The sequence below is a fragment of the Candidatus Poribacteria bacterium genome (genome assembly GCA_009839745.1).
Classification (GTDB): domain Bacteria; phylum Poribacteria; class WGA-4E; order WGA-4E; family WGA-3G; genus WGA-3G.
In genome coordinates, this window is the sequence record VXPE01000054.1 from 1 (window position 1) to 22,736 (window position 22,736).

A 22,736-nucleotide genomic window follows, 5' to 3' on the forward strand; every position below is an offset into this window, starting at 1 on the left:
CCAAAGGGGTTCTCTTCATACAAACACTCTTCAATTATTTATCAAACTCACGTTAGAATACGCTAAAAGACGAAATCCCAGACGGGTCTCCTTGAGTGTATCGTAGCTCAGTGCGAGTTTTCGATAGGTATCCTGCCACCCGAAGGTTCGCTCAACTTTATATCGGTCTTTGTATATCTCTTTGCGAAACCAACGAAACATGCGGGCAATGACGATAGGTTCCTTAGCATTGCGTCGGTTGGGATAAATCACGGGGATCAGTCCATGTGCTGTAATCAGGTGATGATTCGCCTTAGAATCAAACCCCGAGTCAAGGGTGAGAGCCGACCCCGAAAGATCCATGCCAATGCGTTTACTAAAGGCACTCATATCGCTGAAGGCTTCGGGCAAAATCGTTGTATCATGCTTATTGACAGGTTGGGTCGTTATGGGTGCGATGATGAACCCATGATTATCGGTGATCGTCAGTTCTTTTTCACCTTTCTGGTGTTTGTGTCCTGAATATCCTATGCCATCACCCCTTTTTTGACGACCGTATTTGACCCATCTCCATGAAGGCACGTCGCGTCAAGTTGGTCAGTCTCGAGTAGGTGTAGCACCGAGGCTTCAAAGAGTTTCTCATACGAACCATCTTTGGACCAGCGATTCTGCCATTTATAGACGTTAGACCAATGGATTTCATTTCGCCGGGTTCGGAGCTGATTCCATTGAATGCCGGTATGTAGGACATAGAGGATATAGTTGAATATCTTGTAGAAAGAGAGTTTCGGCTCTGGTCCTTTGAAGCGTTTCTTGAGATGTGGCAAGATATAGCGATTGAAATCCTTGCGGGACACCTGCTTGGGAATACCGTTGTATCTCGGTTGCTTTTCGGGGGTGTTTGTCATGAGAAGACCTCAGCGAGAAAAGAATCGTTATCAACTCGAAAGAAAGGACATAAAGTCTCACATTTTCTTTCACTATTGTACTACATTTCTACTTTTTACTCAATATGACTTCACAAGAAAAGACGCGTGCCAGCCGCACGGAATCTCCAGTGACGCAATTTTTGCGTGTTGACATACAATTTTTGCGTGTTGACATACAATTTTTGCGTGTTGACATACAATTTTTGCGTGTCGTCAACAGACCGCGGATACCGAAGTCATCTGCTTTTTTCAGGAAAATAAACTTTTAAAGCGAAAGTCAGAGATAATGTGTAGAGGTGGATAACCCCTGTGGAGACGCGGGTTTTGGAACGTTCTATACCGAAAATATCTTTGGAATATCAGCGGTTTTGGTCAAGAAAATGCTATTTTTTAGCCCATTGGCACGAAACTTGCTTAAAGCGGATAAAGTGACAGAAGTTACGTACGCTTGACTGTAGATAGTTCTGTGAGATGTGAATTTTCGTAAAACGGAGGCAGGCTCTTAACACAAACTAATGAAGATTAATTTATTAATTCGGTAATTTTTAAAACAAATCCAGTGCGGTTGGAAACCGCACCTACCAGGCCGGGGGAAATACAGAATTACCGAAATATTTAGTGAAACTTCATAAGTTTGTGTTACAAAAGAGAAATCTGCGTAAGTCCTAACAGTTAAGTTGCTTAAAATCCAGCTTTCCTTCGGAGAGCAGAAAGGAAAATTTTATGAAAGGATTAACCTCCAAATCGATTTTCGCTGTCTGTGTCCTCGTGCTAGGATTTATGGCGTTCATGCTATTTAACCCGCAGGTAGCGGCAACTCCTAGCTATTATATTGTAAAGCACACTAACGTAGATTGCTATGAACGGGATGGGGCGTGGATGGCGTTTTGTAGAAGTTTTACAGTGACGACCGCTTTTCCGGTACAGCCGTGGAGTGGACATGAAGATGAGGCTGTTCACGCTAGGTAGTGTTTACATTGTGGCTCCGGATCCAGTCATGGCAAGGCTTCCATAGTTCTGCAATATCCATTTGATCTATAGACGTAAATTCTGATAGGCACTGACTTCCGGACGATTTTGATGATGGAATGTAAACACAACGTAGCCATTACTATACTACAGATGACGTAGAGTATGACTCCGCGACGAGAGTCTATTCAAGTTGTAGTTCCTGCTACTAAGTGTTACCCAAGCTGTCATCTATTGGGTGAAATGCTTATAATCTTCGCGTTGATTCGAGAACAACGGAACCTCTGCATCAACGCGAAGATTCAAAGGAGAATTTAGATGAAAAAACTGACTGTCGCTGCTATCATTTTTATTATTTTTCTAAGCGGTTTTGTGGTCTACACAGAGTGGGATAAAAGAAGATTTATCAACAACCTGCCCAAACTGCCAACTGTTAAACAAACTGTTGAAACGCATTCTCATCATCATGACGAACCTGTACAGGCGGCTCCATCAAATATCGTCGAATTTGCGCCTGAAGTCATTGTCGAAGAGCGCACAGACTCCGCGCAGCTACCCTCCAATGATGAATCTCAACCTAATGATGAATCTCAACCTAATAATGATTGGCGATTTGATGCTGTACATATAGACGAGCCCGCACATCAACACACCAGCCCCTCATTCGAGCAGAGGCTTGAGGTACATCCCGACGAAATGGACCCGGATGAACTCGCAGACATGCTGCTCCAGGGACTACTTCAACGGTTTGGAGACATTCCAGAGGTCCACACATTTATGGCATTGAAACGGAGAATGTTTAAAAATGAGCATCTCACCTTGGATGAACGCATTGATTATACGACTGCCCAATTGCATCTCTTCCCTCATCCAGAAACTCAGAAAACGCTCGATATTTTTTTAGAGAGAAGAGCCACTCAGTATCCAAGAGGGACTAAACTCGTGAGGTAAAATTAGATGAAAACATTACTTGGGATTTTTATGCTAACACTCTTGTTATCAGGTTGTGGTGCTAGTCAAAACACAACCTCGCTTGATACCCAGGATGCCAAAGAACCTTTTATCCTCGTCAATCCACTCAAGGATGATCCGGAAAATCCCAGCCCGCACAATCCTCTCATCAAGAAATTTGGGGATATTCCGCAAGTTCGAACGTATATGCGGTTACACCAAAAAATATTAAGCGGCACTCCACTTACGCGTGATGAGGCGATAGATTTCTTTAGCGCAGAGTTCCACTTATATCAGTCTCCATCCACTGCGGAAGCACTCAAACGCCAAAAAGAAAGCAAAAAAAGAGACGAGAAGTTGGGATACTCCTCTGATCTACCTGTATTCAGGTACACCGGAAAAAAAATAATAGATTTTAGTCGTGTTGACGATGGCGGCAGTATTAGCGTAACGATAATCGATCCAGATGGGACTAAAACGATAATAGATCCGCGCCTGAATAACGGCGAACCTCTGCTAATTCCCCCCGCTGACGCAGACGCAAGTTATGATGATCGACCCAGATGGTACCAAAACGATTGGGAGGAAAATGATAATGGATCCGCGCCTGAATGACGGCGAATCCCTGGTAATTCCCTTGAGTGAATTCATCAAATTTTTTAGGCTAAAGGTGGAAGGGTGAAATAGAACGAATTTTGTTCACCGCAGCGGTATTTGTAATAACCGTATGTTATCACAATACCGATTTTATTTATCCTCTTGAGGTGAAACCTTATATTCTATCAGGAGAAAGCCACATAGGTATCTAAACCGATGAGGGATGCGTCTGCAGTACCGGAATCACGTAACTCCGAATCGTTAGGCCTTCAAGGGTCTCCGTTTCGACACGGGGTTCCGGGGTAGCACGATGGTCAAACACGACATAATAACCTTCTCTCGCTCCCTCTAACTTGAGATACCTCGATAGTTGTTTTTTCCCTGCCTGATACCGCCGCTCGCCTTCCCATATCTTCGTCTCAACGATGTATTTCTGACCGTTGTGGAGAATGATAAGGTCCATTCTGCCGCGCCCGGTTTGGACTTCAAGGAACATATCCGCACCGACGCTGCGGATAAAGTGATCCAGATAGGCGTAAAGTAGGTATTGACCGACGTATTCTTGGGGTGTATTCGGCACCTGCAAAATACGGAACCCAGCACGGGCGATGAACGCCTGAAAGTTATCAAGGAGGGCCTCCAGTGCAATCGCGCCGTCAGAGGTGAGATAATCAATAAAATCGTCCCCGTTTTCTTCGGAGAAGTACTCGCCCTCTAACCCATTAAACAACGGCTTGAAGGCTTGCAGAATCCGGTGCTGATAGATCGGGTTGACGATCTCACACATCCCATCAGCACTTTTTGCGATGACCCCATACGTAGCGAGTTCCGCTATGATTTCATCATCTGGATTGAAATGTAAACCCCTCTCATAAGAAGTGATCCGCATCAGGAGACTTTCAAACTGGCGGTCCCTGCGGATATTGGTAAGCAGATGCTCAATGTTAGGATTCCGTTCCTCAAGGAGTTGCCGATGTGCTTTAGAGAAGTGTGTCATCGTAATCATTTCGGTTTTCGGGATGTGTAACACCTCAGTGAGAATTTGGGCGCACCTATTGACGAGGAAAGGTTGTCCGGCAGTTTGTCTGTGAATGGCGGTAGTAACCTCAGGCGCGAAGGCTTGTCCGACTTCATCGGTATACTGTGCCAAGAGTTCTTGTACCTGCTGGCAGGTGAAGTTGGGTAAGTGAAACTCGTCTTGTATATTGAATGGGGAGACGGATCTGTCGTAGTTGAGTTGTGTGATGCTCTTGACACCCACGATGCCGACACTGTGTGGGCATCGCGTCCTTCCAGAGAGGTAAATATGGCGAAGCGAGTGCAGAAATCCTCTGATCGCGTCTTGGGGGATACCGTCAAACTCGTCGATAATCAGAACGAACCGTTGCTCTTCCAACAGGCGCCCAAGGTCTTCAAAAAAAATTCGCATTGAAATGTGTTCGGTTATCTTCGCGTTCGCTAAGAAACGGTTGAGCCTGTCGGAGGGAGCCTCTTGGCGTTTTTGAAAGACCTTTTTAATTTGCTTGCATATCTCTTCGCAGAGGGACGTATAAAAAGTAGGGGCATTACTGTCCACGTATCCCTCAAAATTAAGGTGTATTGGGAAATAGAGACGCTCTTGGTCTTCAAGCGTGTTGAGCGCATTTTGGAAGAAGGTTGTCTTGCCTGTCTGGCGCGGCGCAAAAAGGACGATATATCTGCCTTTTTTTAATCGGTCCACAAAATCCGCAAGTTCCTCAGTGCGTGCGACGACGTAGTTATCCTCAACATAGACAGGCCCGCGGGTCTCAAACCATCTCACTTTTCTATCCTCCTTTTCCCGCCGCAAGTTTTGTAAACGGAATTATGGACTGACAATTATTAGGTGTCAGTGTCAAGGACCATGCGGATCTGCCCCGTCGGGAGTTGGAGCATCTCTATACGTTTTGACGTTGACAGCGTTGGAAAGTTCATAAGCGGCTTTACCTTGTGTGATAAGCGTTTTCTTTAGTATATCACGTATGGAAAAAGATGGGGATTTATTTTTCTGCTATTTCATTCGTCTTCCCGCCGAAAGGATTCCATAAAAGGTTCAGGGAGTTCGTCAAAGTCTTCGGCTATTTTGACTTTTCCCTTCCACTGTCCACCGCGGCGCGGTTTCTTGTTGTTTTGTTTTGAGGCTGCCTGATTGAGTTGTTGTAACTGCTCCTCAACAAAGGTTTTGAGGTTATCGTTCTCTTGTTGTTCTACCAGTTCTAAAGCAACCTGAAAATCCGATTTTGCTGCGTCAATGTTGCCCAAACCCAACTGTGCCACACCGCGATTGGCGTAAGTATTCATGAAATTAGGTTGTAGACGAATCGCCGCGTTTAGGTCAGCAAGCGCTGCAGCGTGCTTGCCGAGTCTGAATTTTGTAGATCCCCGGTTGCTGTAGGCTTCAGCGAAATTCGGATTGAGACGAATCGCCTCACCGTAATCGTCAAGGGCAGCATCACGCGAGTCCAATCTACTTTTGATATTGCCTCGGTTGTTGTAAACTTCTGCATAGTTTGGTTGCAACCGAACTGCGGTGTCGTAAGCAGAAAGTGCTTTTTCTGTCTTCCCACCTTCCCAGAGAAGACAACCGATCGAGAAGAATCCGTGCGCAGCAAGTTCGTTATCACTCAGTTCTGAGGCGTAAGGTGGCGGGTTGCTGTTTTTGTTAGGAACTTCAACAGGTGCCTCCTCTGCCAATCCTGGAAACAACTCTGTCAGTTTTGGGACGTATTTATCCTCATAGTTGGCAATGAGCCGAATAACGAATTCCATCAGTGGTGCTAAGGGGTGGTTTTCATCTTCACCAATGGAATAGATTAACTCTTCTAATACATCGTCCAACCATTGATACTCGTCTTCGGTCAGTTCAATGATACCGTAATGTCCATGCCGTCGTCCGAAATCGATTAATCCATCTAATACCCTCGCTAACCACTGATAAGCAGTTTCGGGATACGGAGCGGGTACAGTTGATTCGGATGTGCGCGTTTGTACAGGTTTAGAGTTATCCAACAATTGGGGCATACTTGGCACGATGTCCGTGAGCAAAAGGTTATTTTTCCCAAATCTGAATGTTGACATTATTTACGCCTACCTCTGTTTATCATGTTTCATCGGTTTGCGATGTTGAATTGTTAAGTTCTTGAAGATGTCTTTCAGTAAAGGCTTTAAGGTCATTATTTTCTTGCTGTTCTGCATAAACTCAATTTTCATAAGCGTTATGATTCCTCCCTGTCAATATCTAATGCCGACAACCTCTCAACAATCCCCACTGTCTCCAAACTTACACTGATCACCTTCCGAATGAGATCGACGATGTATTTCTCATCATCCGCGCGGTTCGGATTATTCTCAATGCCGCTCCGTCTATCTGTTTTTACGCGATACTGATCGACCACCCACTCCAACGCTGAGCGGTTCCCTAACCGATACTCAAATACCTCTGCGGGGATCCCTGCCAGTGTGAGAAAATCGTTGTATTTTATCTGTGTTTTGTCTTTGGAGAACCGCATTTGTTCTACATGCCAATCCAGCGGCATATCTGGTGTTTCAATCAGGTCTAAGTTATACTGCGGTTGGTCTTCGTAGTGGACATGAATTTCCGCTAACCGCCTTCCCGTCTCAACGAATTCCCAAAATTTAGGGGCAAACGGGATATTGGGTAAATCCCGTTTGAGATTCACCTGATACCGCTCGCGGTACACAGGATGATGCAAGAGTGCGTAGGTATAGTGAAAAATATCCCATTTGGTAACCTGCTCGTCTGTATAACGCTCCCGGAATTGCGTCAATGCCCAATCTGTGATGTTTTCCCGTCTGTTTGTGCCGTCTTCATCGTAGATATAAAAAGGAAAATATTGGCCAGCTGAGCCGAAACCACCTGTCATAATATGCTCAGGAATGCAATTAGTCATGAGACAGGTAAATGGTTTCTCTTGCGAAATATTGACACAAATGACTCGGTTCCCTGCTTCAGTTTCAGGTGTAGGAAAGATTGAAGGAAATACGTACACCCTCTCTACCATGAATCTATCAAAGTAAAATCGCGATTTTGTGAATGGACGATAGAGTGTCTTCCTTACTTTTTCTGGGGTGAATTCTGCAATATATCCACCCATCAGTTTTTGTTTTAAACCTGAACTCCAACTAATTTTCTCGTGATCATACACCACAAAATCATCAAGGTCTATACCTGATTTGTCCACAATCCCTTGCCACTTAAACACCTGCGTATTATAGAATTCTGTCATTCGCTGGACGTTTGTGGCGAGTGTGTCTTGATCAAAGTTGATCGCCCATGCATCACGATTTGTCTTTACCCCACTGCTAAATTGATGGAAAATCACACCTGAAACCTCACCCTTCTCTGCTTTTGCTGCCTTACTTCCGATTGGCACAAAGGTTTCAAAATCCTCACGCAGCCCCTCGGTGAGCCAAGTATGGCGTGCATCGGGTTGAATCGTTTGCCAATTGACACTGCCGACGTGTTCACATGTGTCCAGAAATTCAAACGTTGTTTCTTTGTTCATCTCAGCGGTCTCGACGTTGTAAAAAATACGGGCAGGTCCTTTACCGTCTTGATGCTTTTTCACAAACAGGTTGATGCTCACCCCTACCTGAATGTCAAAGACATTGGAATCGCCTGCGTGACCTTTACGGACATTGCCCCCCAAATCCAGCAGATAGATCGCATCACACGCCTCAGCGAGGTGTTTCCGCATCCCGTCGAATGCCTGACCGGTGATAAAGTTGTGATTCGTTATGAATGCGACAATCCCCTCCCCTTCAATCCGATCTAATGCCCAGAAAATTGCTTTGACATAGGGATCATAGAGTGAAGTTTTGTTCGTCGCGCTGGAGGCTTGAGCATACGTCTCCTGAATCTGTTTATCCAACACAGGATATTTCCGATTCCGGTTGGCATCGTTTTCATCCATCTGGCGCGCATTATAGGGTGGATTGCCAATTACCACAAACATCTCGGTTTGCTTCTGTTTTTCAACCCGACGGGTGTTCTCTGGTGCGAACATGGATAACTGACGTTCTGTTGTCAAATCAAAGGTGTCCACAAGACAGAGATTATCAAAAGGCTGATACTGTTTTGTGGCAACATAGAACTCATGCTCAATGTTCATACTCGCAATGTAATACGGCATCAACAAGACTTCATTGCAGTGGAGTTCATTGCTATATTTCGCTTTGAGTGCGGTTTTGTTGATTTCTTGTATGAGCCGCACGATGAAGTTGCCGGTGCCGACGAATGGATCGATGAGGTGAACCCCTGTATCCGAAAGTGAACGTCCAAACTCGGTTTCAAGGAGATGTGAAACGCTCTTTACCATGAAATTGACAATCGGCTGCGGTGTATAGACGATGCCGTGTGTATCCGCAACCTTGACAGAGAAGCCTTGAAAAAACTGCTCGTATACGGTATTGAGAAAGTGCTGTTTCTGCGAGAAGTCGATGAAGGTTGCGGCGGCACGTTCAATTGCCCTGTAGAATGGGTTGAGTTCTCGGAGGAGTTCGGAGCGGTTATAGGATTGCTGTATGAGGGCATCAATCACATTTTCAATTTCACGTGCGATGATATTTCGGCGTGTGAAATCGGGATTGTCAAAAACAGTGCGGAAAATTCGCTCCGTTAAGAGGTGTTGGATGAGCATCTCCTCCACAGCAGATTTTGAGAGGTTCGGATTAATCGCCTCCTGACACTGGCGGCAAAAATCCGCAAACGCCTCCTGAAATCGTGCGTTGATCTCCCCTTCGTTTTGGATGAGTGCTGCGGCGCGTTTGCCGAGTGCTGGCACTCTGTCCTTGAATTCAACAACGGCACGTTCCCAATTGGTAATATCTGTTTGTTCGTACCTGAAGAAGGTGTGAAGGGCTCGGATAAATGCTTCTGGGTCGGCGACATCTACATCCATGACCTCTCGTCCATCTTGATAGAGAACGGCGCGTTCTTGGGTCGTAAAGAGAATGTTATCTTGTGGATAGTCTACATCAAATTTCTCTCTAATCACTGTAGGGAAGGGGTCGTGGAGGTCTTTCGCTTCCCAGTAGCCGCGTGGCAAGCCGAAGTCGTTATCGGTGAGCATCCCATCGACGTAAATCGTCCTGTTTTGCGGGGTTCGGAGCGATTTCTCACAGATAAGTGTTAGATTATTCTGTCGGGCGTAGTGTTGGAGGAGCGTCGCAAAGGCGAGTCGGACTTCGGTTTCATTTGTCGCGCCGAGACTTTCGTATTGTTTGAGTTCGGCGTAAAAGTTTTTTATCGGTTTGTGCGTCGGTTTGATGTTTAGCATTGCTCCATTTTCGCCCTTAAATAATAAATGTATGTCAAGTATTATACACAAATCCACAATAGATTTCAAATGAAAACAGATATATAATCGTTTGACAGAAAATCGTTTTTAGCGTATAATATTTAGAAATATGAAAGCATGTCTGTTGCTACCGGCTTACAATGAATCTAAAACAATTGGACAGATAATTCAGGAATCCTCTGCGTTTATCAGTGAGATTGTTGTCATTGATGACGGTTCATCAGATGAAACAGCGGAGATCGCAGTTGCCTGTCGCGCGGTCTGTTTGCGGAACGCTACGAACTGTGGGAAAGGGAACGCCTTACGAAAGGGGTTTGCCTATGCCCTCAAACACGGATACGAGCTGGTTTTCACGATGGATAGCGATGGGCAACATCAGCCTGCGGATATACCCCGTTTCTTGGAACACTTTGACGATAGAGGTCCGGACATACTCATAGGGGCAAGAGAAACCAAGGATTTGCGGACATCCATGCCGCTGCACAGACGGATTAATAACTGCTTCATTTCTTATGTCGGTTCAAAGTTGTGTGGACAACGGGTGCCAGATTTTCAATCGGGATATCGGCTTATTCGTGCTGAAGTCCTGCGACAGGTTCACTTGGAAACAGAGCGTTATGAAATGGAATCTGAACTGCTGATAAAAGCAGGACGGCTCGGGTTCCGAATCGAAAGTTTACCGATTCCGACACGGTATGGTGACGAAGTCAGCCACATCAAACCGCTTCGAGAGATATGGCTCTTTACAAAGTTATTGCTTCGCAGTTTGTGAAGAAGCGTTTTTCCCTGCTTTAGGTTTGGAAAGGTTACTAACTTTACCGGAAACCGTTGCGTAATGTAATGGAGCAACGCCCAGAAGTAATAAATTAAAAAATGGATTCACTTCGGCTCTTTATTAACGGTTTTCTGATAGGTATCGCCAACATCATCCCCGGTATGAGTGGCGGGACGCTTGCCCTCGTTTTAGGTATCTATGAACGGCTCATCGGTGCTTTACGGCGTATCGGGCTTTCAACGGTAAAAAAACTGTTGAGAGGTGCGACCTTACGAAAAAACGCTCTGGAAGACGCAAAGGCAGAACTCCGTCGAATTGATTTCGGTTTTCTATCACTGTTAGGCATCGGTGCGATCGCCGCCGTGCTGCTCACATCAAAACTGATTGTTTATCTATTAAACCATCACCACGATGCGACTTACGGGTTCTTTAGCGGGTTAATTCTGATCTCTATCCTGATACCGATGCGTATGCTCAAGGCGTTCGGTTGGAAAGAACTGTTAGTCCTCGTGATCGCTGTTGCCTTGATATTCAGTCTGTCTATCGGGACAACGGAAAAACAGTTAGATCGGGTGGCGTATAAATCTGGGATAGAAACAACGACAGGGAGCGCGGTATCCGAACGCGGCACTGCGCTGCCAACGTCCTGGGAACTCGTGCTTTTTTTTGGGAGCGGCGCGCTGGCGATTTCAGCAATGATTCTGCCCGGTATCAGCGGCTCGTTTCTGATGCTTGCACTCGGGGTCTATTTCCCCCTCTTGACGGCGATAAACACAATGTTAGAGAGTATTCCAGAATTGCTCAAAGGGATTTTTGAGGCGTCATTGTTGGGAAGTTTACTCATTATCGGTTTCACAACAGTTGGATGCTTGTTCGGACTCTTAGCATTTACACGCTTGCTCAACTACCTACTGGAACACTATCGCAACCTGACGATTGCCTTTCTCATTGGACTGATGGTAGGTTCACTTTACGGGTTATGGCCCTTTCGCGAGTTCACACTGATAGATGGGGAACGGATAGACACGGCTCACATTTTACCGCACTTTGATATGAACCTACTTATCACGCTGGCGGCTTTTTTTGTCGGTTGTGGGGTTATCTACTTATTTACGCGCTTAGAGAATTAGATGAAAAAAATAAAGAACGTCGGTTTATTCGTCAATACGACCAAAGCAAACGCGGCGGGTGTCGTCGAAGGCGTGTCTATGTGGTTAGAGGAACAGGACACCGTTCCACTTTTATCAGACGAACAAGCCGTTGCCTTAGGACATCCGCAAACGGGCATCTCCAAAACAGAGGTCGTAGAGCACGCCGATGTGCTTCTCGTGCTTGGCGGAGATGGGACGCTCCTCAGCGCAGCGCATACACCGAAAATTGAAAATGTGCCTATCTTAGCGATCAACATCGGAACGCTTGGATTCCTGACAGACGCATCCCTCGATGAACTCTATCCGACACTGACCGCCCTTTTGACAGGGGCTTATCGGATAGAACATCGGATGATGTTGGAGGTCATTGTGAACGGTCTCCAAGCCGATGCCAACGAACTGCAAGGGACCCTTAACACCAAAAACGCAGCCCGTAACGCGCAGGGACGAGGTGACCTCGCCCAGACAGAGGACGGATATACAGAAAGACACGTCACACATGAAACCCAGCTGACTGAACCGCAAGGTAACATTAAAACTTTTGCCCTCAACGATGTTGTGATTCGGCACTACACGCATCTCATTGAATTAGATGCTTACGTCGACGGAGAACTCTTTATACCTTATAACGCCGATGGGCTGATCATCGCAACGCCGAGCGGATCGACCGGATACTCGCTCTCCTGTGCTGGGACTATCGTCGCCCCACAGGTGGAGGCGATTCTGCTGACCCCCATCGCACCCCATAGCTTGACAGTGCGCCCCTTTATCGCTGACGGTGCTGCGGAAATAACCGTCAAAATGCGCGCTGCATACCAGAGTGTAGATGTTTTTGTGGACGGTCAACGCGAGACCTACAGTCTCACCGCGGGTGCCGTCATCAGCGTGAAAAAAGCGGAACGAACAATTCAACTCATCCGTTCACAGAACCATAGTTACTACAGAGCTTTACGCGAAAAACTCATGTTGGGCGAGAGAATTTTTAAATAATGTACATATCCCTATCCGAGTTGGAATTAACTGAAAACCGTTGTGGAACGAAATTATGCCTTAAATGGCATAATTTGTCTTTGCTTTACATTTGGAACAATGCCCAGCGTTAAGGGTTTAAAAAATGATCGAAACACTCTCTATTCGCAACATTGCCCTCATAGATGAACTTGATTTGGAACTGGCACCGGGTCTGAATATTTTCACGGGCGAGACGGGTGCTGGTAAGTCGGTTATTCTCAGGTCGATCGGATTGGTATTGGGTGAGAGAACCTCCGCGGACATTGTCCGTGAAGATGCCGATTTCGCGGAAGTGGTAGCAAGCGTTGCTCCCGACGCTGAACATCCGATCTGGCACACAAACGCAGATGAAACGGCTGATCCGGTCTTGAAAGGTGCTTTTACGGATATATTGGATCCATCGGACGCGGTGATCCTCGCCAGGAGAATCACAGCAAACGGTAGGAGTCGTTGCCAAGTCAACGGACGCTTGGTGAATTTGAAGCAACTGCAAGCCCTCGGCACACTACTTGTCGATATACACGGTCAACACGAACATCAATCGTTATTTAGAACACAAACGCATCTTAAACTCTTGGACGATTTCGGCGGTAACAGTGAGGCACAACGACACGTCGGCAAGATACATGCCCAGTTACGAACCTTGCAACAAGAAGCAGCGTCTCTGGCGGAGACCTTGAAAGCATCAGAACGGGAAAAGGAACTCCTCGAATTTGAAATTAAAGAGCTGACTTCGGCACATCTGGAGGAAGGCGAAGACGAAAAATTGGCAGATGAAGCGCGGATCCTTAAGAACGCAGAGGCGTTGCGGAAGTCCGCAAACTATGTGTATCAACAACTGGAGGACAATGGCTCTGGGATGGGAAATCACGGCAGCCCACTTGAACGCTTGAGAGATGCCGCCAAGGAACTGATAAAATTGTCCGAAATCGATGACAGTCTCTCGGAATTGGGAGACCGGTTGGAATCATCGCTTTACGAATTGGAGGACATCACTTCACAGGTCCGGTACTATGCAGAAACGATCGAATCTAATTCAATGCGGTTGGACGAAGTGACCGATCGGTTAGCGTTGATAGCGAAACTCAAACGACGCTACGGAAACACTATTGCAGAGATATTGGCGTATCACGCCGATGCGGAAGAAAAATTAGAGACGCTCCACCTCGGCACAGAGAAACAGGATTTGCTGCAAACGGAGATCGACAACACCATTCGAGAAGCGCAACATCTATGCACCACGCTCTCTGCGAAGCGGCAGCACATTGCTCAGCATCTTTCAGAACGGATCGAAAAGGAGTTACGCACGCTCGGTATGGACAAAGCGGAATTTCATGCCTCCGTTCGGCTTATGCCGGATGCGCGGGGTCCGTTTCAGATAGACGGGCAACGCTATGCCTTCCGCGCGGACGGGATGGACGACGTGGAATTCTTAATTGCACCGAATGTAGGATCCGAAGCGCGTCCGATCGTCAGAATCGCATCAGGGGGTGAAATCTCGCGTATCATGCTCGCCCTCAAAACAGTGCTCGTTCAAGTCGACGAGATCCCAACACTCCTCTTTGACGAAATCGACAGCGGTATTGGCGGCAAGGTTGCAGACGTAGTTGGCAAAAAGTTGAAGGAACTCTCAGCATCTTCTCAGGTTATCTGCATTACACATTTGCCACAGATTGCCCGTTTTGCAGATAGACATTTTCGGGTCGAAAAGCAGGTGATCGGCGAGCGGACCCTGATTACTGCGAAATCGTTGACCGCAGCAGAACAGGTTAACGAAATCGCCCGAATGCACGGCGGTGAAGAAACCGAAATAGGACTTGCACATGCCCGAGAACTATTGTCTGAAAAATAGTTTTTAATTCTATGGGCCCCTGAGCTGCTCACCACGTCATTTCCGGCAAGCCTCCCAAAGACAGGATGTTTGCCAAAGATGCCCAACCGCGCACAAGCACTCATTAAAAAAGTGCGCAGCTTGGTGCGTAGTGGAAAGCGACTCTACGGAATAGAACGTCGATAGCCAAACCAATTGGACCGAACCGCAAGGAACATTTAAAAAATGGACGACAGGTTTACACAAGCCAGTGGAACACATGTCTATACCGGATGCGAGTTATTAGTTAAGGGTGCCTTAGAGAGCGGTGTTAGCCTCCTCACGGGTTACCCCGGCTCCCCACTCGCCGAAGTATTTGACACTATTGAACGCAATGCTGAATTGTTGAAAACCAACGGCATCGTCGCGCAGATAGCCAATAACGAGGCATTGAGTATCGCGCGCCTCAACGGTTCGCAGATGGCGGATGTCCGTGCGATTACATTTATGAAAAGTGTCGGCTTTCATGTCGCCTCTGATGCCCTAGCGATTAGTAACCTTGCTGGAACAACCGGGGGTGCCGTTGTCGTGGTTGGTGACGATACATGGTCCCACAGCACGCAGGTCCCCGCTGATTCCCGATTTCTGGCACGGCATGTCCAAACACCTCTGATTGAACCTGCGACATTTCAGGAACTTAAGGACTGGATTCACTGCGCCTTCGAGATTTCCGCGGCATCGAACCTCTACGTCTGCTACTTAACGACCGAAAATCAGGCGAGCGGCGGGGGCAATGTAGAACTCCATCCTAACATTTATCCTGAAATCAGTGATTTGAAGCAGATTAACTTGGATACCCAATACATCGATGCCGATAAACGGGTTGTTCTACCGCCACATACTGCACAGATCGAAGTGGAGGCATTGAGAGAGCGGATTCCGACCGCCCTTGAGACAGCACGGAACCTCGGACTTAACACAATCCAGTTCATGGGTGAAGGCGAGGGAACCGCGCCCCTACGGAAGAAACACCGTATCGGATTTGTCAGTGCGGGTTTAGCGTATAGTTGCCTCCTTCACGCCCTCGGGGAACTGGGGGTGGACGGTGAGATCCCGATTCTCAAACTCGGTATGACGCATCCTATTGACACGGACCTCATCAGAGAGTTCGCTGCACAGGTTGACGAAATCTACGTGTTTGAGGAAAAACGCCCGCTTTTAGAGAACGAAATAAAAGCATTCATCACGCAAGGGTATCAGAATGGTGATATGGATCGATATGTAAACGTGTGGGGAAAACAATTTCCCAACGGTCTGACAGGAATTCCGGTAACTTCTGGTTTAGATACCTCTATCCTTATCCAAAAACTTATCCCACTTCTCAAACATCTGCTCGGCACAAGCGATACATCTACTGTAGGCGGGACCTCCAGCCCACGACAGACGCCGCCAACCTATCACGATCCAAAAATCGATTTGGAACATATCTCAGGCGAAGAAACACTTCAACAACAGGTCTCCGCGCAGCAGATCGACATTCCACAACGCACGCCGACCTTTTGTCCGGGCTGTCCGCATCGTGATTCTTCGAGCGTCTTCCTTGAAATTACGGAACAATTCATGGATGTGGGCTATATGAAGAAACATCACGATTCAGGACCGGTTGATCTCGTTTTTCATGGGGATATCGGTTGCTATTCGATGCTCAAATATGAACCGTTTCCACGTTTAATGCACAATCTTTCCGCGATGGCATTGGGTGGCGGTGCGGGGGCTGGCATTGACCCATTTATCAAAAACAAGCAGATCGTTTTCATGGGGGATTCGACCTTTTTCCACGGCGGGATGGCAGCTATTTCGGATTCAATCAAAAACGACCAAGACATCGCCTACATTATTTTAGACAATCAGACAACAGCGATGACGGGACATCAACCGACGCCTGCTGGTGAGCTGGACCTCCTCGGCAATCCGACGTTCGCACAAGATATTGAGCAAGTGGCACAAGGACTCGTGGGTAATTCCGATATAGAAATCGTGCGGACCAACCCGGAAGACAGGGTGAACTACAAAAAACATCTGGAGAAAACCATTCTCAAATCGGGTGTCAAAATTATCATCGCCGATAAGGAGTGTGCGATTACCTATCAGCGTCGCATCCGCCGCGAACAACGGCAAACAGTCGCTAAAGATGGTTTTCTTAAATACGAAAAGCATATTAACATAACGCCTGAGGTCTGTGAGTTTTGTCGAGAATGTACCACTGCCACGGGATGTCCAGCTCTAAAAATAGTCGATACCGATTACGGCGAGAAAATCGCCATCGATCAGTCAAATTGTGTTTCCGATGGTGCTTGTGCCCGAATTAAATACGCATGTCCGGCGTTTGAAGAGGTTATCGTCACACGTAAACGTCCGCCGCAAGATCAAACAACAGACTCCAGAAATCGTGCCCTCTTGAGTGATGAACCTTTACCACCGCCTCCCCTACGGACGTTCGAGCAGCGGTGGAACATGTACGCCGCAGGTGTCGGGGGCATGGGGATCGGCACGATTTCAAAAGTTCTTGTGGTTGCGGGTTATCTTCAGGGCTACAACGTGACGTTTTGCGATAGGAAGGGATTGGCAATCCGCAATGGCGGTGTTTATACACACATCACATATATGCAACCGGGTGTTCACGCCTCGCCAATGATTCCTTATGGTAAGGCGGATCTGCTATTAGGGCTTGATATTTTAGAAGCCGTCCGCGGTATCACTGCGCAATCGCTCTTCCGCATTGCGTCACCACATCGAACCACTGCTGTAGTGAATACAGCGAAAACTGAAACGATCACCACGCTCATCGGCAAAGACGATTTCGATCCAGAGACCCTTGAAGCGTCCCTCCAGACCTATACGAATGCGGACACATATTTTGGGACGGATCTATTCAGAGTCTCTGAGCAATTGTTCGGGAACAAACTCTACGCGAACATGATGCTTCTGGGGACAGCCTTCCAACGGCAAATGATACCTCTCGAATTGGAACCCCTCCGATTGGCACTAAAGCAGATGGTCCCGCACGCCGATTTGGATACCAATATGAAAGCGTTCACCGTTGGACGCCGTCTTGCATTAGAAAACACCGAATCCCTTGCGGATACACGTTCAGAAAGGGATCCGCTGGGAACTTATGCTGAAATGCTTTCCGAAAAACAACGGATCCTGACAAAAAAACGTAATGGGAAACGTTTAACGCGAGAATACGTAACACTTGTTAAAAATACCATTGAAACGCTGAATCTCGATTCAGACAGCATCCACCGAATCCTCGCACTCTATATCTATGATTTGATCCAGTTCGAGGATATTAACTACGCGCGGATATACGTTGAAAAAATTAAACAGGTCTACGCCCACGACTCAGAAGTGTATCACTATCGCGCGACAAAAGCCGCGATTCGCTATCTCCACAAGGTGATGCTCATCAAGGACGAGGTCTACGTCGCACATCTGCTAACGAGCGAGGAAAAATTGCAGCGGGATAAGGAATTGTATAAGGTTGACCCAGCAAACGGTGATAGGATTAAATACGTCCATCTCAACCGTCCACATTTCACCGTGATGGGGCTTGATCTTGAAGGGGATATTGACACACGCAATTGGCAATTGCATCTGATGAAACGGATGAAGTTCTTAAGACGTTGGCTTCCAGAATGGCACGCCAAGGAAAAAGCGTTTCGAGACTGGTATATTACCCGCGTAATTGACACCTTCTCACCGATTGACACTGAGACGTATGAAAAGCATCTCCAAGCGTTAGAATGTGTGGAGGAAGTTCGTGGCTATCGCGACATTCGCTATCCGAAAATGGAAACGGCGAAACAGAAAGTTGAAGGCCTACTTGCAGAATGAAATCCCAGACTCACGTCATCGAACCGCAAGGCACAATAAAAAAATTGACCGGACATACTCGTATTGTCGGTGTTATTGGTGATCCCGTTGTGCACAGCCGTTCACCACAAATGCACAATGCGGCTTTTGCCAAAGCAGGTCTCGATTATGTATATGTCCCGTTTCATGTCCGCCCTGATGATTTGGCAGCTGCGATTGCTGGGTTTAAAGCGATTAACGTCGTCGGGATTAACGTAACACTCCCACACAAACAAGCCGTCATCCCGTTCCTTACATCAATCTCTCGGGAAGCGGAACTCATCGGTGCTGTGAACACCCTGACGTTTGTTGACGGGAACATACATGGCGATAATACAGATGCCCCCGGTGTCTTACAAGCGTTAGACGAGGACGGAAACCTGTCTGGGACGCCGGTAGGCGAGAAGGTCGTGGTTTTGGGAGCAGGCGGCGCTGCGAGGGCTGTCGTTGTTGCGTTAGCACTGAGAGGCGTAGCCGCGATTACAATCGCCAATCGCACGGTGGAAAAAGCGGTTTCTTTAGCAACAGAGATGGATCAGAAGACAGGGGTTTCCATGCAAGGAATGGGGCTCACAGATGAACGATTGCCGCTATCTGTTCGGGAGAGCAAACTCCTTGTCAACACTGCAACGATAAGCATGGATGTAACACACCCCTTACTGATTTCCGCTGACTGGCTTCAACCGAATACTATTGTTTATGACATTGTGTATACGCCGCCGGTAACACCTTTGATGCAAGCCGCGACCGAGCGCGGCTGTCAAACGCTTGGTGGTATTGGGATGTTAGTTCATCAGGGGGCTATCGCGTTTGAGAAATGGACGGGTGTTGCGCCGTGCATTGAGACAATGCGTCAAGCCCTATAGACAGGGAAACCCTCCGCTGGAGAGATTCACAGGCATTCCTTTTAAGCATCCGGGTGGGGTGCCAGGTCTATAGCGTAACCTCACAATCCTATATGGTTCACCAAGATATACGAAAGGGGCAATAAAACTACAATGCAGCAAGAACAGGATTTCGCGCCGATTCGTTTTGTTATACTCGGCACACCTTATACCATAAAACCGACAGAAGATCTAACGCCAGCAGCAATCAATGAACTGGTTGAATACGTCAAAGATTTAGTTGAATCCTATCTCAGAAAAGGTTTTGACGAACAGAGGGTTCCGTTGTTAGTCGCTTTTCATATCGCTGATGAGAACCGTCGTCTTCAGAAAAAGTATGAATTGCCCTTGTACCGAATAGTCGAGCGGTTACAATTTGCGATTGAAGAGGTGGCGGAACCGCAGCACTCAGAAGAGTAACCCGCGGCGGTCAATACTGTCCTATAAGTTTTCTATAGAGGCTTGCGCTTATTTGCGGTATCTGTCGACCACCCTAACGCAGCAACAGCACAGCGAGAATGCCCAATACGGGTAGCAAGAGGATTAAAACTTTGACTTCAACCAAATAATTTTTGTAACGTTGAACCGCAGAATTATGCTCTATCCACTGGTTGATGAATTCAACGCGTCGATAGATGGACGGGTGGGTATTGAAGATTTCAAAGAAACGCTGAATTGATTTCGGCACTGAATTCAGGACTGCGAGTTTCACCAAGGCATCTTTGAATGCTTCCGGTTTCTCTGTAAGCCGAACCGCATACAGGTCGGCTTGATGTTCGCACCGCCTTGACAAATATCGGAAGATAACTATGAAATAAATGATTAGAAAAGCCAGCGAACATAAGGTCGATACCACTGACAAAAGGGACTGTGATTCTCCAAGGTATGTTAACAGCGGTTCTTCAACAAGCACATAGAAAAAGGGATAATTCAAGAGATAGAAGAGTGAAAACAGCATATACGTTGGAATGTGCCGATAGCGGATATGTCCAAGTTCATGAGCGACAACCGTTTCAATTTCTTCATCCGTGAAGTATTCGAGAAGCGCGTCTGTGAGAAAAATGCGACGATTCCATGGAAGCGTTCCCGCCACAGCTGCGTTGGCAATTAACAGCGAACCGGTTTGCCATACGACCACCTCCCGGTATTTTATACCGCTCTGCCTCGTCAAACGATCCAATCTCTCCTTTAGCACTGAATCCACCGCGAGGGGTTCTGTTTTCCATAGAAACTGCATCAAGAATGGTGCAAAGATATACGCAGAAATAATTACCGGTAGGATCAGCCCGATTAGAATATACGGATGCTCAACAATGAAGACTTTTGCTGAATATGGAAGCCAGTGAATCGCGTCCATCATCACTAAATACAGGAACATCGGCAATAACGGGAAAAGCAGAAACTTGAATTGCAGACTGAGAATCTCTCTGTAATGACCGGGTTGTAGCTTATTCACCTGATAAAACGCAAGGCGGATACATATCAGTCCGATCAGTAGCGGCAGCAAGGCGAGGGTCTGGCGCAGATGTGCCATGGGAAAGAAGACGAAGTATTTGTCAATCAGCATTGGCAGATTCAACAGATACAGATTGCAGAGGTATGCCGCTAAACTGAGGCACTCAAAAACAATCATGAAGCGGCGCAGCCGATAGAGTGTTGGTAGGTTCTCCTCTTCGTCCGCGGGAAAGGTTCTTGCGACATAGGAGGTCACAAAACATGTGATAAGAATAGGGAATCCTGTCAAGACAATTGTCCAGAGGACGACCTGCATATCACTGATATTCATGCTTGTTTGCGGTGGCTCAAACGAAAAAAGAAAGAGGAGTCCCGCAATTAAGATGATACTTATCTGTCCCATTCTTTTAATTTTACCTTGCAGATAATTTTACCTTGCAGAGGAATAGCGTCCATTTCGACTATCAAGGACGTTCTTTAAAGTCAGCAAAGTGTTCGTAAGTGCCTAAAGTTGTCAGAGGTGGTTTGACCTTCCAAACCGCTCTTCTAACTTTACAGACTTCCTAATTTTAGTACACTTCGCAACTTCAAAACTTTCATGGAATCTCTGGCGAGTCATAGAATTTTAACGTATTTCGCATCAAAAATCAAGAGGATTTTAAAGCCCTGGTCCAATCGCCTCGGCGTTTGTGAAAAAAACTCTTGACTTTTTTTAGGAAAAAGTTGTATAATTTATATTAAAAGTGCCTGTGAGAATAAACCGCTTACAGGTCCCCCATATTGGTCGAGATGTAAAATGCCTGCGGAGTCCGTGTAAGACCTTATACAATCAGCACTACGATGCTGGCGGCGGCAGTGGACGTTGAAACAGGAACTACCTCTACAGACATAACCAGTTATCTGCAATTATCTGTAGTAAAAGGAGCAGGAATCCATGATAAGTAGAACCGCTTTCACAATTATCGCTCTTCTGGGTGTTGCACTTGTTGTGAGTAGTTGCGGCAAGTTAGATCAGGAAGAGTTCGAAATGTGGAAGAATGAACATGTCTCAAAGATAGAACAAAGTGAAGCAGACATGTCAAACAAAATTACAATGCTGGATGGCAAGGTTGATCAGCAGGGCAAAGATCTAACGGAAGCCATCTCCAAAGCAAAAGATGAGGCGATTGCCGTATCCCAACAAGGGGATGCCGATACCATTGCTGCTGCGAATCAAAGTGCCAAAGAACAGGATGCGCAACTCCGTGCAGACCTGACAGCGGTGCTTGATGCGCAAGCCCAGGAATCGATGGCATCTGTCGAAGCTGTAAAGGCAGAACATGAAGAAGAGTTCATGGCACTTAAAAAAGCCAATATGGCTCAGGACGAGACGGTAGAGAAGCTCGCGTCTCGAGTGATGGCTTTGGAAGAAGGTTTAGCGATGGTGGCAGAAGAAGTTGCCTCAGCCCCCACACTGCTGGTTACCGTCACTTTCGCCAGTGGTCGCACCAGTTTATCCGGCGACGCGGAGCAGATGCTTGACGGTATCGTTGAACAACTCATGGAAGCGTCGGACGCAAAGATCAAGGTTGTTGGACACGCGGACGGCATGCCAGTGCTGAAGGGAAATTACGGAAGTAATTGGGATCTCTCACAGGCACGTGCGAACTCCGCTGCAAAACACCTGAAATCCAAAGGAATTGAGGCTGGCAGAATTGAGGCTGTTGGCAAAGCACACACGGATCCTGTTGCGCCACAGAACACTGCCGCAGGCAGAGCCATGAATCGTCGGGTCGAAGTTATTCTGGTTCCTGCAGGCCATTCACATTAATTCTAGTGGAAGCCGCTTTAGTTCCGCTGCCCTAATGAATGCAGCCCGAGGGCTCTTGTATCAATATATAGGCGGGTCGCTAACGGAGGCACGCCATCACAACGATAGTGATCGCGTGACCTCCGAGTACTCGCCTATTGCTGTCATATCACTGCTCTCTAT

16 protein-coding genes are annotated in these 22,736 nt (G+C 46.9%); 10 read left to right on the forward strand and 6 right to left on the reverse strand.

All coding sequences use genetic code 11. The annotated features are described in order from the left end of the window. Positions 1-30 precede the first annotated feature (30 nt). Entirely contained in the window at positions 31-561 is a 531-nt protein-coding gene (locus tag F4X88_09035) for a transposase (GenBank protein ID MYA56425.1), read from the reverse strand. Then, the gene (locus F4X88_09040) at positions 507-887 is read right to left on the reverse strand and encodes a transposase (GenBank protein MYA56426.1); all 381 of its coding nucleotides are present in this window, start codon (positions 885-887) and stop codon (positions 507-509) included. The genes F4X88_09035 and F4X88_09040 overlap by 55 nt, the downstream gene beginning before the upstream one ends. Before the next feature lie 1,308 nt (positions 888-2,195). Here F4X88_09040 and F4X88_09045 point away from each other — a divergent pair. Further along, entirely contained in the window at positions 2,196-2,828 is a 633-nt protein-coding gene (locus tag F4X88_09045) for a hypothetical protein (GenBank protein ID MYA56427.1), read from the forward strand. A 6-nt stretch (positions 2,829-2,834) separates the two neighbouring features. Next, entirely contained in the window at positions 2,835-3,443 is a 609-nt protein-coding gene (locus F4X88_09050; protein ID MYA56428.1) for a hypothetical protein, read from the forward strand. Positions 3,444-3,633: 190 nt separating this feature from the next. Here the strand turns inward: F4X88_09050 and F4X88_09055 are convergent, their stop codons facing one another. The 3 genes from F4X88_09055 to F4X88_09065 all read right to left on the reverse strand — a co-directional run bounded on the left by F4X88_09055 (position 3,634) and on the right by F4X88_09065 (position 9,742). After that, positions 3,634-5,253 carry an AAA family ATPase gene (locus F4X88_09055; GenBank protein ID MYA56429.1) on the reverse strand — a complete coding sequence of 540 codons (1,620 nt, stop codon included), beginning with the start codon at positions 5,251-5,253 and terminating at the stop codon, positions 3,634-3,636. A gap of 206 nt (positions 5,254-5,459) precedes the next feature. Continuing rightward, positions 5,460-6,521, reverse strand: a complete 1,062-nt coding sequence (locus F4X88_09060; GenBank protein MYA56430.1) for a tetratricopeptide repeat protein — start codon at positions 6,519-6,521, stop codon at positions 5,460-5,462. A 137-nt stretch (positions 6,522-6,658) separates the two neighbouring features. Then, on the reverse strand, positions 6,659-9,742 hold the full coding sequence (locus F4X88_09065; GenBank protein MYA56431.1) for an N-6 DNA methylase: 3,084 nt from the start codon (positions 9,740-9,742) through the stop codon (positions 6,659-6,661). Positions 9,743-9,872: 130 nt separating this feature from the next. On the opposite strand from F4X88_09065, the gene F4X88_09070 reads away from it, so the two are divergent. The 7 genes from F4X88_09070 (at position 9,873) to F4X88_09100 (ending at position 19,729) form a co-directional block, all read left to right on the forward strand. After that, on the forward strand, positions 9,873-10,535 hold the full coding sequence (locus tag F4X88_09070; protein MYA56432.1) for a glycosyltransferase family 2 protein: 663 nt from the start codon (positions 9,873-9,875) through the stop codon (positions 10,533-10,535). Between the two features lie 101 nt (positions 10,536-10,636). After that, complete coding sequence (locus tag F4X88_09075) at positions 10,637-11,668, forward strand: DUF368 domain-containing protein (GenBank protein ID MYA56433.1); 1,032 nt, start codon at positions 10,637-10,639, stop codon at positions 11,666-11,668. Beyond that, complete coding sequence (locus F4X88_09080; protein ID MYA56434.1) at positions 11,669-12,679, forward strand: hypothetical protein; 1,011 nt, start codon at positions 11,669-11,671, stop codon at positions 12,677-12,679. A 124-nt stretch (positions 12,680-12,803) separates the two neighbouring features. Next, entirely contained in the window at positions 12,804-14,552 is a 1,749-nt protein-coding gene (recN, locus tag F4X88_09085; protein ID MYA56435.1) for a DNA repair protein RecN, read from the forward strand. 204 nt (positions 14,553-14,756) lie between these two features. Beyond that, positions 14,757-18,407, forward strand: a complete 3,651-nt coding sequence (locus F4X88_09090; GenBank protein ID MYA56436.1) for an indolepyruvate ferredoxin oxidoreductase — start codon at positions 14,757-14,759, stop codon at positions 18,405-18,407. After that, positions 18,404-19,291 carry a shikimate dehydrogenase gene (locus F4X88_09095; GenBank protein MYA56437.1) on the forward strand — a complete coding sequence of 296 codons (888 nt, stop codon included), beginning with the start codon at positions 18,404-18,406 and terminating at the stop codon, positions 19,289-19,291. Before F4X88_09090 ends, F4X88_09095 begins: the two co-directional genes overlap by 4 nt. A 132-nt stretch (positions 19,292-19,423) precedes the next feature. Beyond that, positions 19,424-19,729 carry a cell division protein ZapA gene (locus tag F4X88_09100; protein ID MYA56438.1) on the forward strand — a complete coding sequence of 102 codons (306 nt, stop codon included), beginning with the start codon at positions 19,424-19,426 and terminating at the stop codon, positions 19,727-19,729. A 73-nt stretch (positions 19,730-19,802) separates the two neighbouring features. Here F4X88_09100 and F4X88_09105 read toward each other — a convergent pair whose 3' ends face one another. Further along, positions 19,803-21,167 carry a M48 family metalloprotease gene (locus F4X88_09105; GenBank protein ID MYA56439.1) on the reverse strand — a complete coding sequence of 455 codons (1,365 nt, stop codon included), beginning with the start codon at positions 21,165-21,167 and terminating at the stop codon, positions 19,803-19,805. Between the two features lie 531 nt (positions 21,168-21,698). Here F4X88_09105 and F4X88_09110 point away from each other — a divergent pair. Continuing rightward, on the forward strand, positions 21,699-22,574 hold the full coding sequence (locus F4X88_09110) for an OmpA family protein (protein MYA56440.1): 876 nt from the start codon (positions 21,699-21,701) through the stop codon (positions 22,572-22,574). Positions 22,575-22,736 lie beyond the last annotated feature (162 nt).